Source organism: Vulcanococcus sp. DEBay_Sum29NL08_54 (genome assembly GCF_017859255.1).
Classification (GTDB): domain Bacteria; phylum Cyanobacteriota; class Cyanobacteriia; order PCC-6307; family Cyanobiaceae; genus Vulcanococcus.
In genome coordinates this window covers 1-13,576 of record NZ_JAFMNJ010000037.1, presented here as the reverse complement: position 1 = coordinate 13,576, position 13,576 = coordinate 1, and the positions used below count along the sequence as shown (strand labels likewise).

At 63.8% G+C, this 13,576-nt stretch carries 14 protein-coding genes and 1 tRNA gene; 6 read left to right on the top strand and 9 right to left on the bottom strand.

Annotated features, from left to right (window positions below; all coding sequences use genetic code 11):
• Positions 1 to 1,219 (top strand): hypothetical protein (locus tag QZ186_RS10095; protein ID WP_296416663.1); only part of this gene is annotated, 1,219 nt, incomplete at its 5' end.
• Here the strand turns inward: QZ186_RS10095 and katG are convergent.
• The 5 genes from katG to minD all read right to left on the bottom strand — a co-directional run bounded on the left by katG (position 1,211) and on the right by minD (position 5,078).
• Entirely contained in the window at positions 1,211 to 3,412 is a 2,202-nt protein-coding gene (katG, locus tag QZ186_RS10090) for a catalase/peroxidase HPI (protein WP_296416661.1), read from the bottom strand. The genes QZ186_RS10095 and katG overlap by 9 nt on opposite strands.
• Positions 3,413 to 3,538: 126 nt before the next feature.
• Positions 3,539 to 3,610 (bottom strand) — tRNA-Thr (locus QZ186_RS10085).
• A 26-nt stretch (positions 3,611 to 3,636) separates the two neighbouring features.
• Positions 3,637 to 3,840: a helix-turn-helix transcriptional regulator gene (locus QZ186_RS10080; RefSeq protein ID WP_247479589.1), complete on the bottom strand. Its 204-nt coding sequence runs from the start codon at positions 3,838 to 3,840 to the stop codon at positions 3,637 to 3,639.
• A gap of 34 nt (positions 3,841 to 3,874) precedes the next feature.
• A complete protein-coding gene (gene minE / locus QZ186_RS10075; RefSeq protein WP_010315047.1) occupies positions 3,875 to 4,258 on the bottom strand; it encodes a cell division topological specificity factor MinE in 384 nt (127 codons plus the stop codon).
• A 4-nt stretch (positions 4,259 to 4,262) separates the two neighbouring features.
• Positions 4,263 to 5,078 (bottom strand): septum site-determining protein MinD, encoded by an 816-nt coding sequence (gene minD / locus QZ186_RS10070; protein WP_010315049.1) that lies wholly within the window; start codon positions 5,076 to 5,078, stop codon positions 4,263 to 4,265.
• 79 nt (positions 5,079 to 5,157) lie between these two features.
• Between minD and QZ186_RS10065 the strand changes: the two genes are divergently transcribed.
• The 3 genes from QZ186_RS10065 to QZ186_RS10055 are packed head-to-tail and all read left to right on the top strand — an operon-like array spanning position 5,158 to position 7,270.
• Complete coding sequence (locus QZ186_RS10065) at positions 5,158 to 6,144, top strand: phosphatidylserine/phosphatidylglycerophosphate/cardiolipin synthase family protein (RefSeq protein ID WP_296416658.1); 987 nt, start codon at positions 5,158 to 5,160, stop codon at positions 6,142 to 6,144.
• Positions 6,144 to 6,677, top strand: a complete 534-nt coding sequence (locus tag QZ186_RS10060; protein WP_296416657.1) for a chromate transporter — start codon at positions 6,144 to 6,146, stop codon at positions 6,675 to 6,677. The genes QZ186_RS10065 and QZ186_RS10060 overlap by 1 nt, the downstream gene beginning before the upstream one ends.
• Positions 6,674 to 7,270, top strand: a complete 597-nt coding sequence (locus QZ186_RS10055) for a chromate transporter (RefSeq protein ID WP_296416656.1) — start codon at positions 6,674 to 6,676, stop codon at positions 7,268 to 7,270. Before QZ186_RS10060 ends, QZ186_RS10055 begins: the two co-directional genes overlap by 4 nt.
• On the opposite strand, the gene QZ186_RS10050 is transcribed toward QZ186_RS10055, so the two are convergent.
• Genes QZ186_RS10050 through ctpZ form a run of 3 tightly spaced genes read right to left on the bottom strand, consistent with a single transcriptional unit; the run spans position 7,267 to position 10,494 of the window.
• Positions 7,267 to 7,920 (bottom strand): septum site-determining protein MinC, encoded by a 654-nt coding sequence (locus tag QZ186_RS10050; protein WP_296416655.1) that lies wholly within the window; start codon positions 7,918 to 7,920, stop codon positions 7,267 to 7,269. The two genes, QZ186_RS10055 and QZ186_RS10050, sit on opposite strands and share 4 nt — an antisense overlap.
• A 10-nt stretch (positions 7,921 to 7,930) precedes the next feature.
• Positions 7,931 to 9,193, bottom strand: coding sequence for an HD domain-containing protein (locus QZ186_RS10045; RefSeq protein WP_296416654.1), 1,263 nt, complete (start codon positions 9,191 to 9,193; stop codon positions 7,931 to 7,933).
• Positions 9,190 to 10,494, bottom strand: a complete 1,305-nt coding sequence (gene ctpZ, locus QZ186_RS10040; protein ID WP_296416653.1) for a carboxyl-terminal processing protease CtpZ — start codon at positions 10,492 to 10,494, stop codon at positions 9,190 to 9,192. The genes QZ186_RS10045 and ctpZ overlap by 4 nt, the downstream gene beginning before the upstream one ends.
• 17 nt (positions 10,495 to 10,511) lie before the next feature.
• Between ctpZ and petB the strand changes: the two genes are divergently transcribed.
• Together petB and petD are read left to right on the top strand one after the other, a co-directional pair.
• Positions 10,512 to 11,192: a cytochrome b6 gene (gene petB / locus QZ186_RS10035; RefSeq protein ID WP_010315065.1), complete on the top strand. Its 681-nt coding sequence runs from the start codon at positions 10,512 to 10,514 to the stop codon at positions 11,190 to 11,192.
• A 125-nt stretch (positions 11,193 to 11,317) separates the two neighbouring features.
• A complete protein-coding gene (petD, locus tag QZ186_RS10030) occupies positions 11,318 to 11,800 on the top strand; it encodes a cytochrome b6-f complex subunit IV (RefSeq protein WP_010315067.1) in 483 nt (160 codons plus the stop codon).
• A 64-nt stretch (positions 11,801 to 11,864) separates the two neighbouring features.
• Here petD and QZ186_RS10025 read toward each other — a convergent pair whose 3' ends face one another.
• Complete coding sequence (locus tag QZ186_RS10025) at positions 11,865 to 13,316, bottom strand: glycoside hydrolase 100 family protein (RefSeq protein WP_247479771.1); 1,452 nt, start codon at positions 13,314 to 13,316, stop codon at positions 11,865 to 11,867.
• Positions 13,317 to 13,576: the final 260 nt, after the last annotated feature.

Genomic DNA, 13,576 nt, shown 5'->3' with positions numbered 1-13,576 from the left:
GCGAGGGGATGCCTTGGCCGAGGGGGTCCTGATGCAGGTAGGGGATGGCTGGTCTCTGGACTCGTTTCTGCAGCCGGACGGAACGATGCGGGTTTTGACCGCGGATCTTGGGCTCTGGAGTGAACGCCATGGCTTGCAGTTGCTTGGCCGTAGCAACGAGCTCTTGAAGCGCCATGGTGAATGGATTGATCTCTCCTCCTTGCGACGTCTTTTGGAGGCTCAACCAGAGATCCGGCGCGTGCAGTTGATGGACAGCGAGCAGGGCTTGGTCGCTTGGTTGGAAAGAGACGTCAAGGCAGGCCGGACTCTGGAGCTGGAGGCTCTGGAGGTACGACTGCGGGAGTCCCTTGGCGATCCGCGGTTGCTTCCGCAATGTCTCCTCGCGCTGGATCAATTTCCACTGAACGCCAACGGCAAGGTCGATCTGGGCCTGCTGCGCGGAAGTGTGGAACAGCCAGAGCGTTTGGGGGCCAAGCGATGGCCGCCGTTACCAGCGATTCCCGTGCTCCACCCCCTGCTGGATTCCCTCGATCACGCTCAATTGCTAGCCGCTTGGCGTCCATGCAACCTGCTGTGGTGCGGGGGCGGATTGAGGGAACTGCAGAGCAGCCGTCCACCGGAGCTGGGACTGGTGCAGCAGATTTTCCCTGGTTGTCCATCGGCCTGGCGGGGCCCGAACGGTGCCTCCTTGGAGGCACTGGCCCGTGAGCAGGTCGACACGCTGCTTCGCAGTACGGAGGCCCATTTGGGCCAGAGGTTTTGGCTCGGCGGCTACTCCGTGGCGGCTTGGCTGAGCTATGCCATGGCTGCAGAGCTCCTTGAGCGCGGCCATGGCGTGGCTGGCGTCATCCTGTTGGACCCTGTGAACCCCTGGTCACCCACCTATCAGTGGGCGTGGCGCCGGCGCATTGCCCGGCTCTGGCGCAGTGGTGCTGGACGTCGCTGGTATCCAGGCCTGTCAGCCCAGCAGCTTCACCAGAAAGCTTGGTTGCAGGAGCTGCTCGGCCAGTGGCAGATCCCAGCGCTGAACTGTCCGCTGATCTTGATTAGCGGGTCATGGCCGGCGGCTTTACCCCCTGGGCAGTTGTCCCGTCTCACGCCGCATTCGAACCATTGGCCAGTGTCGGCCGCGGAGCATCACGAGGTGCTGAGCGACCCGGTGCTGGTGGATCAGTGGACGGGTGCGATTTGGAACCACTTGCGGAGTGCCTCAGGCTGATCCCTTCAGATCAAACCGATCCAGCTCCATCACCTTGGTCCAGGCCCGGACGAAATCCCGGGCGAAGCGTTCGGCTCCATCGGCCTGGGCATAGACCTCGGCGATGGCCCGGAGTTGGGCGTTGGAGCCGAAGACCAGGTCGGCGCGGCTGGCCCTCCATCTCAGTTCTCCGCTCGTGCGGTCGCGCCCCTCGTAATGGGTTTGGCTCGGATCGGTAGGTGTCCAGGCGGTACCCATGTCGAGCAGGTTGACGAAGAAATCAGTGCTCAGCACGCCGGGCCTGTGGGTGAACACTCCATGCGGCGAGCCACCACTGTTGGCCCCGAGAACCCGCAGGCCACCGACTAAGACGGTCATCTCCGGGGCGCTCAGGCTCAGTTGCTGAGCCCGATCGAGCAGGAGCTCTTCGGCGCGCAGGGGTAGGCCGCTGCGCTGGTAGTTGCGGAACCCATCGGCCAGCGGTTTCAGCACACCGAAGGCAGCCAGGTCGGTCTGCGCTTGGCTGGCGTCGCTGCGGCCTGGATGGAAGGGCACCTCGACCTGGAGCCCAGCGGCTCGTGCGGCCTGCTCGATGCCGACGCCGCCGGCCAGGACAATCAGGTCGGCGATGGAGAGCTGCTTGCCGCCGCTCAAACGCTGGTTCCACTGCTGCTGCAGGGTCTCTAAGGCTTGGAGCACCGGCTCCAGTTGGTCGGGGTCGTTGGCCGGCCAGCTCCGCTGGGGTTGCAGACGCAGGCGTCCGCCGTTGGCACCGCCTCGGCGATCGGAGTCGCGGTAGGTGGAGGCGGCAGCCCAGGCGGTGCTGACTAGTTGGGCGACCGACAGACCCGTTGCGGCAATGTCAGCCTTAATGGCGACTAGGTCTGCGGCATCGACGAGCGGATGACTCCGAACGGGGATGGGGTCCTGCCAGATCAGCTCTTCGCTGGGGACTTCCGGGCCGAGATAGAGGCTGCGTGGCCCCAGGTCACGGTGGGTCAACTTGAACCAGGCCCGCGCGAAGGTGTCGGCGAAGGCCTGCTGGTCCTGGTGGAAGCGCCGGGCGATCGGCGCCATCACCGGGTCATGGCGCAGCGAGAGATCAGCCGTGGTCATGATCGGCGCGGCGGTCCTCCCGGGGACGTGGGCATCGGGAATCAGGTGTTCAGGCCGCACGTCCTTGGCCACCCACTGCCAGGCTCCGGCAGGACTTTTGGTCAGCTCCCAGTCATAGGTGAACATCATTTCGAAATAGCCCCGATCCCAGCGGGTGGGGTTGGGTTTCCAGGCCCCTTCGATGCCGCTGGTGATCGTGTGCTCGGCGCAGCCACTGCCAAAGCGGTTCTGCCAACCCAGGCCCTGGTGCTCGAGGCCTGCACCTTCCGGCTCAGCCTCCAGGTGCTCAGCCGGCGCTGCGCCGTGGCATTTGCCAAAGGTGTGCCCACCGGCCACAAGGGCCACGGTTTCTTCGACCGTCATGCCCATGCGGGCAAAGGTGTCGCGCACATCCTTGCCTGAGGCCACCGGATCGGGATGGCCCTCAGGCCCTTCCGGATTCACATAGATCAGCCCCATCTCAACGGCGGCGAGGGGCTGATCGAGCGTGCCGTCCTCCTGGTGGCGCTGATCGCTTAACCACTGGGTCTCGCGGCCCCAGAAGACATCGGCCTCTGGGGCCCAATGGTCAACGCGGCCGCCCGCAAAACCAAAGGTGGGAAAGCCCATCGACTCCAGGGCCACATTCCCCGTGAGGATGATCAGATCGGCCCAGGAGATGCGGTTGCCGTATTTCTGCTTGATCGGCCAAAGCAGGCGCCGGGCTTTGTCGAGATTGGTGTTGTCCGGCCAGCTGTTCAACGGGGAGAAGCGCTGGTTGCCGTGTCCCGCGCCACCGCGACCATCGATGAGGCGATAGGTGCCGGCGCTATGCCAGGCCATGCGGATAAAGAGTGCGCCGTAATGCCCCCAGTCCGCAGGCCACCAGGGCTGCGAGTCGGTCATCAACGCCAGCAGATCTCCCTTGAGAGCGGCGTAGTCGAGTTTCTGGAATTCAGCGGAGTAGTCAAAGTCGGGCCCCAAGGGGTTGCTCGCGACTCCGTGTTGATGCAGCAGCGTCAGGTCGAGTTGGTTGGGCCACCATTGCCCTTGCTCCGCTTGGCTCGCGGCGGTGACGGCGCCAACATGTCCACTGAAGGGGCACTTCAGTTCACTCATGACGTTCAGCCGAGTGGCTCAATCTCCTCGGCTTAAAAATTAGTTGGCACGCCAAAAAGTTCTTGATTTACGGCGATCTATGACGGCCGGTTCTATTGCGTGACGTCTTTCAGACATTCCTTGGCAAGCCGGCTAACGGATTTGAACCGATGGCCTTCGCTTTACAAAAGCGCTGCTCTACCACTGAGCTAAGCCGGCAACGGGGCCTGGCCCCTGCTCAGAGCTTATCGCTCGGCCATGGACCAGAGCAGCAGCTGGGTGCGGTTGCGGCAACCGGTTTTGGCCAGCAGCCGCGACAGGTGGGATTCGACCGTGCGTCGGCTGAGGCTGAGGCTGACCGCGATTGAGCCGTTGCTTTTGCCGTCTCGCAACTCAGAGAGGACCCGCCGCTCGGCTGGTGTGGGCTGAAGGCCTGAGGGGGCAGCCATGGAGAGAGGCAACTGCCCCAAGCATTCCCCTGGATCAGCCCTGGCTGACGATGGGCTCGGGTTCGCCTTCCTCCGTGGCTGTTTCGCTGGCCGCAGGCGCGTCTTCGCTTGCGGGCTCCTCGGCCTCCTCCTCGCTCGCGGCCTCTGGAGTTGGTTTGAAGATGGCCCGGCGAATCGGCAGGTTGGCCACCAGGGCGGTCACGCGATCCTCAGTTTCCAGGCTGACATCGCCTTCGCTGAGATCGATCTCGACGTAGCGGCTGACCACCTCAAGGATCTCGCGCCGCATCTGCTCCAGCAGTTCCGGATTGAGGTCGCTGCGGTCATGGGCCAGCACCAGCTGCAGGCGCTCCTTGGCCGTGGTGGCGCTGGCGGGCTGACGCCCAAGCAACTTGTCGATGAATTCGCGCAGGCTCATCAGTTCAGAAAATCTTGGTTTGCATCAGGCGGCTGAGCTTGGCGCGCAAGCCTTGCTTGACCTTGGAGGGATCAATCAGCGGAACGTCTTCACCGCAGATGCGCCGAGCGATGTTGCTGTAGGCGGTGGCGGCAGGGGAGTTGGATCCGCTCAAGGTGAGGGGTTCACCGCGGTTGGTGCTCACGATCACCTGCTCGTCCTCCAGCACCAGGCCAAGCAGCGGCAGGGCCAGGATGTCGGTGACGTCATCCACGGCCAACATCTCCTGGTTGGCCATCATCTTGGGGCGCACCCGGTTGAGCACCATCTGAATCGGCTGGATGCCACGGGTGTTGAGCAGGCCGATCACCCGGTCGGCGTCCCGCACGGCGGACACCTCAGGGGTGGTGATCACGATGGCTTCCTTGGCGGCTGCGGCCGCATTCTTAAAGCCGTCCTCGATGCCAGCCGGGCAGTCGATCAGCACGATGTCGTGGCTCTCGCCGAGCATCTCGGCGATGGTTTGCATGTCCTCGGGCTTCAGCCACTCCAGCATCCGTGGATTGCCCGCCGGCAGCAGGGCCAGGTTGGGCTCCTGCTTGTGCTTCACCAGCGCCTGCTCGAGGCGGCAGGTTTCCGAGAGAACGTCCTGGGCGGTGTAGACGATGCGGTTCTCGAGGCCCAGCAGCAGATCCAGGTTGCGCAGGCCAAAATCGGCGTCCAGCACGGCGGTCCGCATGCCCTGCCTGGCCAGAGCAATGCCCAGGTTGGCGGTGAGGGTGGTTTTGCCCACACCCCCCTTGCCTGAGCAGATCAGGATGAAGCGACTACTGGAGGCCACAGCGCACCGAAACGTGCGTGAAGGTTAAGGCCAATTCAGCCGTTTCTTCCTAGACATCAGACGTCAGCTCTGGGCCGTCATGGCAGCCAGTCAACGTCTTCTTGTGATGCCCGATGACGGGGCTCAGGCGGTCGTGGATTGGATCGACCAGGCCCAGTCCCAGCTCCTGCTCAAGCAGTTCAAGTTGCAGAGCGAGGCCATCGAGCAGGCCCTGCTTCGCGCCCAGCAACGGGGGGTGCGGATTCGGGTGATGCTCAATCCCCACACCTCCGGTGGTGACCGCTGGAATGACGAGGCCTTTGCCTTGCTTCAGGGCTGGGGAGTGGAGGTGGCCTGGACCAGCGAGCGCTTCCCGGTCACCCACGAGAAATCGATGGTGATCGATGGTCAGGCGGCCCTCATCGCCACCTTCAACCTCTCAGAGAAGTACTTCACCGAGACCCGTGATTACGGCGTCGTGAGCCATGACCCGCGGGTGATCGAGCAGGTGATGGCGGGCTTTGACGCGGACTGGGAACGCCGCGCGTTTGAGCCCCGCCTCGATGTCGGCCTGGTCTGGAGCAGCGTCCACAGCCGCGGGCAGATGGCCCGGGTGATCGATAGCGCCCAGGAGTCGCTGCGCATTCAGCACCCCAAGTTTGTGGACGCCGTGATCCTCGAGCGCCTGGTGGCCGCCAAGCAGCGGGGGGTGAAGGTGCGGGTGCTCTGCGGCGGCAAGCACGGCCTCAGCGATTGGGATGTCTACGACACCTTCAGTTCCCTGCGCTTGCTGGAGCACGCCGGGGTCAAGATCCGGCGCCAAAAGCAGTTGAAGCTGCACGCCAAGTTGATCCTGGTGGACGAGCGCGCCGCCATGACCGGTTCGATGAATATCGACCGCAGCGCCTTTGATCTCCGCCGTGAACTGGGCATTGAGGTGGATGCCCCAGAGGTGATCGCTCGCCTATCGGAGACGTTCAACGCCGACTGGGAGTCCGCCAAGAAGTACAGCGCCCCGGATCCCCTGGATCCGGCGTATCACGAGGAGGGCGAGCTGCCGCCGGACCCCCACTTCGTGCACGACTGATGGATCCCACCCACCGGCAGTTGTTCTGGGGCATGCAGCAGGTGGCCCTTTCCTCCTTTGGAGGAGGACTCTCGGCCTGGAGCGAGCGGATCGTCGTCGAAGACAAGGAGTGGATGACCAAGCAGGAGTTCATCACTGGCCTGACGGTGGCCCGCCTGTTCCCTGGCCCCAACCAGATCAACATGGCGATCTATATCGGCAGTCATTTCCGTGGCCTGACCGGCGCCTTGGCGGCCCTGGCGGGAATCCTGTTGCTGCCCTTCAGCGTCTTGATGGCACTTGGGCTTGCCTACTACTACTTGCACACGTCGGTGGGAGTGGATCGTCTCCTGGCGGGAGTGATCACGGCCTCAGCGGGCATGGCCCTGTCCATGGGCTTCAAGATCGCCGCCGCCTACCTGAGAGATCGCGTCGCACTGCTGCTGGCGGCCATCAGCTTTGTGGCGATGACGGTCTTCCATGTGCGCCTGGTGCCGTTGGTGCTGGTGGCGGGCCCCTTGGCGATGGCCTGGTATTGGCCGAGAAAGCCATGACCAGCCTGCTGGCTGCGGTCTGTCAACCGGCCCATCTGGGGGATTGGCGCAATTTGATCGCCGTGATCTGGGACTTCCTCAGCCTGTCGCTGTTTTCCCTGGGCGGCGGGAACACGCTGCTGGCGGAGTACCACTACATGGCGGTCGACAAGTACTGCTGGCTTAGCTCCCAACAGTTCGCCGAGATCTACGCCATTGCCGAAGGGGCACCGGGCCCCAGCTCGATGATTGTCGGTTTGCTCGGCATGGGGGCGGCCTTTCAGGAGGGTCCCCTCTGGGGTCTGCTCAGTGGGGTGATGGCGGAGGTGGCGATCCTGTTGCCCTCCACCCTGCTGATGGTGATTGCGGCCTTGAGTTGGAATCGCTTCAAGACCTCCCCCTTTCGGCTGGCCTTCGAGCGCGCGATGGGACCGATCACCCTCGGGGTGCTGTTTGCCGTTGGCCTGAAGATCCTGCGGATCTCCGATCACGACACCCCCGCCTATGCGGTCTCGGCAGTTGTCTGTTTTTTGATGCTGCGCACCAAGATCTCCCCCTTGTGGTTCATGGCCGTGGCCGCTGGCCTGGGGGCGTTTGGTTTGGTGAACCGTTAAGCCTCCTGGGGCCAGAGCGGTTCAGCCGGTCGGATGGCAATGGCTCCATCCAGCAGGAGTGCCTCCTCGCTAAATCCCGGAGGGGGTAGGTCCTCAGGCCCCCGAGCCACGGCGTCGGCAATGCGCAACTGCAGCGGGCGCAGTTGCAGCGCCACGACCCGGGCCGCGGTGTTGCCCGCTTGGCCGGCATGGGCAATGCCGCGCAGCCGTCCCCAGACCCGAACGTCTCCGTTGGCACTGACCCGGGCCCCTGGATTGACGTCTCCGAGCACCAGCACGGAGCCATCGACCTGCAGGTGATCGCCCGAGCGCAGGGTGCCCCGGTGGATGGTGAGATCGCTGGCCTCCGCTGCAGGGCGGCTTGGCTCGGGAACTGCCTCTGTGATCAGGGCGGTTTCGAGCCCAAGCGCCGCTGCGGGAACCAGGCTCAGGGCCTCCCGGGCTTCGACGCGAACCAAGGGTTGTTGGGCTTGCTGGAGCAGCTCGGCGATGGCGCGCAGGTCCGGCAGGCTCAGCAGCCGGTCGTCGCAGACCAGCACGGCAGCTCCAGGGCCGTCTGTCGCCCCCAGTTGTGAGCGGACTTCATCGAGTGCCGAGGCCTCAGCCTTGCGAAGGGGCTTGAGCTGGAAGCGACGGGGAGCGGCCTGCATGGCGTGCAACTTAGGGATCTCCCGCTGCAACTTCCAGGGCCAGGGCTTCGCGGATCGCCGGGGTGATCTCCGGTGGATGAATCAGCCAGGCGGTTTGGGTTGGTTGGATCAGGCTGCGAATCAGCGGTGAGCGCTGCTCAATGGCCCCGAGCTGATGCCCATCCCAGAGACGAAGCCCACCTTTATAGGGGTGATAGCCGTGGTTGCTTTGCTGGTGCAGGCCGCAGCAGAGATCAGGGCGCAGTCCGGCCGCCTCACTCAGGGTCTGTGCCCGAGCCAGTAGCGCCAGACGCCTCTCCTGGGGGAGCTGGCTGAGATCGGAGGCCCGCAGCAGTTCTCGGTTGAGGACCCGTCCGCAGAGTTGCTGGAGCGGGGCCGGTCCCTCCTCCAGCCAGCGCTGCAGGTGATAGCCCGTTCTCACGTCGTCATTGCCCAGGAAGGCCTCCAGATCCAGGGTCTTCGGTTCCCAGAGCCAGCGCTGCATCACGGCATCGGCCCAGACCTGATCGGGTCCCAGTTCCCGGGCCAGCGCAATGGTCCGGTTCAGCAGCCAGTTGCAGACCACATTGAGGCGGTGGTTGTAGACGCTCCGATACATCAGATTGCGCACCACCAGGTAGTGCTCGACAGCCATCAGCCCCTTGGGCTGCAGGGCGAGTTGGCCATCGGGGGCCAGGGTCAGGCTGGCCAGGATGCGCTCGAGGTCGAGCACCCCGTAGCTGGCGCCTGTGTTGTAGCTGTCCCGCAGCAGGTAATCGAGGCGATCGCAATCGAGCTGGCTGCTGACCAGCGCCTTGATGGCTGGATTGCGAAAGCGGCCGTGCTCCAGCAGGTCGGCGACCTGATCGGCCGTGCCCTCAGCAAAGGCTTCAAGCGGCTCCCTGAGCGAGGGGTGCTCACGGATCAGTCGACTGGACCAGCTCTCATGGTGCAGTCCATACATCTCCTCGCCGGAGTGGCTGAGGGGGCCATGGCCGACGTCGTGCAGCAGGGCCGCGGCGTAGAGCACCCCCCGGTGCTCGCTCAGTTCGGGATGGCTGCGGCCCAGGTTTCCCAGGGCCTGGCGGGCGAGATGCAGGACCCCCAGGGAGTGGGTGAAGCGGCTGGACTCGGCCCCGTGGAAGGTCAGGTAGGCCGGCCCCAGTTGCCGGATCCGCCTGAGCCGCTGGAAGACCGGCGTGTCGATCAGATCGATCGCCAGGGCTTCGGCGGGTTCGCGCCGGGAGAGTCGGATCGCCCCGTGCAGCGGATCGTGATAGGTGCGGGCGCTCATCCGGCTTCGATCTGCTCAGCGAGTTGGTTCAGGGCGATCTCCAGCCAGGTGTCCCCGTCGCCGCCGGGATTGAGCGGTTCGGGATCCGCCAGGCGTTGGTCGGGTTCGATCCCCAGGTTTTGGATATCCCGTCCACTGGGGGTGAGGTAGCGGGCCACGGTGACGGCCAGACCACTGCCATCACCCCCCAGGCCGATCAGGGTCTGGATCAAGCCCTTGCCAAAGGTCCGGCTGCCAAGAAGCGGTGAGCGCTGGTCGTCCTGCAGGGCCCCAGCCAGGATTTCACTGGCGCTGGCGGTGCCTTCGTTCACCAGGGTGAGCATCGGGCCGTCATAGAGCTGGCCGCGGCTGGCCTGCTGGGCATCGCTAAAGCCATCACGGTTTTGGGTCTCGACGATTGGGCCCCCATCCAAAAAGACGTTGGCGACGGCCAGGCCGGCGCTGACGAGGCCACCGGAGTTGTTCCTGAGATCCAGGATCAGGCCGTCGATGTCCTGGGCTTGCAGCTTCTGCAGTGCCTTGGCCAGCTCCTGGGGGACGGGTTCGGCGAACTGGGTGATGCGGATGTAGCCCAGGCGATGCCCAGCGGTTTGGATCAGGCGGCTGCGGACGGGCTGCAGGTCCACCTGCCGGCGCCTGAGTTCCACCTCTTGGGATTTGCCGCTCGGGGTGATCAGCTCCAGCAGAACGGAGGTGCCTTCTTTGCCCCGCAGACGGGCCGCGGTGGCCTCCAGGCCCAAATCCGCTGTGCTCAAACCATCGACACTCTTGAGAACGCTGGCGCTGCTGATGCCGGCTTCGGCCGCCGGGGAGCCCTCGAGCGGGGCAATGACCACGATGGCGGTGTCGTCCTGGCGAATCCCGAGCTGCAGGCCGACCCCACTGACGCTTCCTTCTGTATTGGCCTTCAGCGTTCGGAAGTCAGCTGGCCTCAGCAGGCGGGTGTAGGGATCTCCAATCGGGGCCAGCATCGCCTCGATGGCGTCGTAGGCATCGGCACTGCTCTGGATGGAGCGCTCCAGTGCTTTCTGCCGCAGCCGTTTCCAATGAATGGTGTCGAAGCGATCGGGATCGACATAGCTCTGGTTCACCAGGCGCCAGCTCTCAACCACGAGCTGTTGGCCATCGTTGAGGGCCAGGGCAGGTGCGGCGGTCAGCCAGAGGCTTAATAACCAGGACAGCGCAAGCGCTGCAATGGATTTCAGCTCCCTCGAGCGCCGCGGAGTCGGGTTTTGTGGCGGTGATGTCACAAGCGGCGCCGCGCTCACGAGCGGCAGGAGGTGATCGGTAGACTCTGCCAACCAAACCCAATCGCTGCATGGCGAACTCCTCACCCGCCGCCGGCGGAAAGTCATCGCCCGTCTACGACTGGTTCAACGAGCGCCTGGATATCCAGGACATCGTTGACGATGTCGCGTCGAAGTACGTGCCGCCCCACGTCAACATCTTCTATTGCCTGGGCGGCATCACCCTGGTCTGCTTCCTGGTGCAGTTCGCGACCGGCTTCGCGATGACCTTCTATTACAAGCCGACCGTGGCTGAGGCCTACGCCTCGGTCCAGTACCTGATGACCGATGTCAGCTTCGGCTGGCTGATCCGCTCCGTGCACCGCTGGAGCGCCTCGATGATGGTGCTGATGCTGATCCTGCACGTCTTCCGCGTGTACCTGACCGGCGGCTTCAAGCGCCCCCGTGAGCTCACCTGGATCACCGGCGTGACCATGGCTGTGATCACCGTGTCCTTCGGTGTGACCGGTTACTCCCTGCCTTGGGATCAGGTCGGCTACTGGGCCGTGAAGATCGTCTCGGGTGTTCCCGCAGCCGTGCCCGTCGTCGGTGACTTCATGGTTGAGCTGCTGCGCGGCGGCGAGAGCGTTGGCCAGGCCACCCTCACGCGCTTCTACAGCCTGCACACCTTCGTGATGCCCTGGCTGCTGGCCGTGTTCATGCTCATGCACTTCCTGATGATCCGGAAGCAGGGCATCTCCGGTCCCTTGTGATTTCCGCCAGGGGATCGCTTTGTTGCGATCCCTGACGGCTTCTCTTTTGACGGCTCCGCCACACCCAGGGCGGTTTCTAGCCTTCCTTCACTGGGAAACAAACGACTCCAACGTCGGTCACCCTCATGCACATCCTTAAGAAGCCAGATCTCAGCGATCCCAAGCTGCGGGCCAAGCTCGCCAAGGGCATGGGCCACAACTATTACGGCGAGCCCGCCTGGCCGAACGACCTGCTCTACATCTTCCCGGTGGTGATCCTGGGAACCCTGGCCTGCCTGGTGGGCCTGGCTGTTCTCGACCCCGCGATGCTGGGCGACAAGGCTGATCCCTTCGCCACTCCTCTGGAGATCCTTCCTGAGTGGTACCTGTATCCGGTCTTCCAGATCCTGCGCGTGGTGCCCAACAAGCTGCTGGGTATCGCTCTGCAGACCATGATCCCCCTGGGTCTGATGTTGGTGCCCTTCATCGAGAGCTTCAACAAGTTCCAGAACCCCTTCCGCCGTCCCGTGGCCATGGGTGCCTTCCTGTTCGGCACCGTGTTCACCATCTATCTGGGCATCGGTGCGGCTCTGCCGATCGACAAGTCCCTGACCCTGGGTCTGTTCTGATCCAAAGCCCTGCGCTTGTGTTCTTCAGCCCTGGCCTCGTGCCGGGGCTTTTTTGTGCCCGTCCTTAGGGCGCGTTGATGTCGAGCATGTCCACGTCGTCGGTCTTGACCCGCAGGATGTGATGCAGCAGAAGGAAACCGACGATGGTCCAGGTCTGATAGGTCCGCGCCTGCTGTCCCACCCAGGTGCCGGTTGGTCCATCGAAGTACTCGGCCCACTGCTGCCTTGGCAGTTGGTTGAGCTGCATCCAGTAGCACTCTTCGAGCATGGCCTGCATCTGTCCCATCAGCAGGACATCGGCCGTGGGATAGAGCCGTTGATGCAGCAGAACGGCGCCGCCGAGGTACCAGAGCAGGCTCGGCCAGTGGCCTCCGTTGTGATAGCTCCAGGGCCAGTTCTTCGGGTCTGATCCGGTTTTCTCACTCCACTTGTCCCCTTCGAGCGGTGGATGGCAGATGCGCATGGGCATCTGGGCCATGAGCTCATCGCGGTTGTGCAGCACCAGGCGGAAGAGAGCCCGTTGCTGGGGTGCGGTGATCAGACCAAAGAGGCAGCCCAGACAATTGCCCAGGCTGTAGAAGCGGAAGTCCGGCCGGCCGGTCCGCATGTTGCCGATCAGATAGCCGCCGCGATCCTCGAGCCAGTCCTGCAGCCAGGGCGGAATGACCTGGGGCTGGACGTTGAATTCGTTGAGGGACTGCTGCTCGCCGTATTGCTCGGTGGGGCGGCGGCGCAGGACCTGCATGGTTTTGCTGGTCACCCAGTAGTGCTTGAGCAGGTAGCGGCGTAGGTCGTATTTCCACTGCTTGGTCAGGACCAGTCGCTGCTCCAGCAATCGACTGTTGTGGCTTTTCTGCGCCAGCTCCATCAGCTGGCAGCAGCAACCGAGGCAGCCAAAGAGCAGGGCCTCGACCTCCAGTGGAGCGCCCCAGACATCCATGGGGCGATCAATCATGAACGAGCAGTCCGGCACGAAGAGCACGGGCGTGCCCTCGAAGGTGGGGTGCAGGACCAGATCGAGCAGCAGTTGGATCCCCCGCTGGACCTTCTGGCTGGCGCCGAACTCGTAGTCCTTGCTGCGTTTGACGTAGAGCCAGGCGAGGACAGGCCACCAGAGGCTGGCATCGACACTGGTGATCCGGCCGATGGAGCGCTGTCCGTAGTCAGCGAGAAGCTCGTCGCCGTCCTCGACAAAGCTGGTGGGGAAGACACCGCGGGTTTGGTAGGTGCTGCTCTGCAGCTCCAGGGAGATATCGAGGAAGTTGCGGACGATTTGGTAGCGGCCCTTGAGCAGCAGGTAGAGCATCACCGGGACGTTGTCCCGCAGGAAGACCTCGCCGTAGTTCAGGGCTTCATCCCCACCGCCGGGATGGGAGAGGGCCGCTACGGATCCAACGAGTTCACCGCGGATGCGAACCAGGGTCTTCTCAAAGTGCTCCTCTGCGGCCGCAACGACCGCCTCTTCGCGCGAGCTGGGTCTGACGCGAAGGCGCTCTTGGCTGAATTGCTTGGCCAGGACTGGCCTCCCGCTCGTCGCCTGTCTTGCCAAACCCTAGAAATGGTCTGGGGTTTCGTCAGCCCCATGGATTGGGTTTGACGGGATGGGGGTGGATGGTGTTATGGTTATGTGCTGCGAGCAAACCGAGAGGTGAGCGAGCAGCGAACTGAAAGCTGGGGTGACCTGGTGATGTAGGTTCGATCAGCGGCTGAGACGCCGCTGTGAACCGAAAGCCGAGGGAACTCGGTGATGTAAGTTCAACAAGCGGTCGCGAGGCC

Coding starts and splice junctions, on each gene's coding strand:
- katG (WP_296416661.1), bottom strand. CDS start 3,412: ATGAGTGAACTGAAGTGCCCCTTCAGTGGACATGTTGGCGCCGTCACC.
- QZ186_RS10080 (WP_247479589.1), bottom strand. CDS start 3,840: ATGGCTGCCCCCTCAGGCCTTCAGCCCACACCAGCCGAGCGGCGGGTC.
- minE (WP_010315047.1), bottom strand. CDS start 4,258: ATGAGCCTGCGCGAATTCATCGACAAGTTGCTTGGGCGTCAGCCCGCC.
- QZ186_RS10065 (WP_296416658.1), top strand. CDS start 5,158: ATGGCAGCCAGTCAACGTCTTCTTGTGATGCCCGATGACGGGGCTCAG.
- QZ186_RS10060 (WP_296416657.1), top strand. CDS start 6,144: ATGGATCCCACCCACCGGCAGTTGTTCTGGGGCATGCAGCAGGTGGCC.
- QZ186_RS10055 (WP_296416656.1), top strand. CDS start 6,674: ATGACCAGCCTGCTGGCTGCGGTCTGTCAACCGGCCCATCTGGGGGAT.
- QZ186_RS10050 (WP_296416655.1), bottom strand. CDS start 7,920: ATGCAGGCCGCTCCCCGTCGCTTCCAGCTCAAGCCCCTTCGCAAGGCT.
- QZ186_RS10045 (WP_296416654.1), bottom strand. CDS start 9,193: ATGAGCGCCCGCACCTATCACGATCCGCTGCACGGGGCGATCCGACTC.
- petB (WP_010315065.1), top strand. CDS start 10,512: ATGGCGAACTCCTCACCCGCCGCCGGCGGAAAGTCATCGCCCGTCTAC.
- petD (WP_010315067.1), top strand. CDS start 11,318: ATGCACATCCTTAAGAAGCCAGATCTCAGCGATCCCAAGCTGCGGGCC.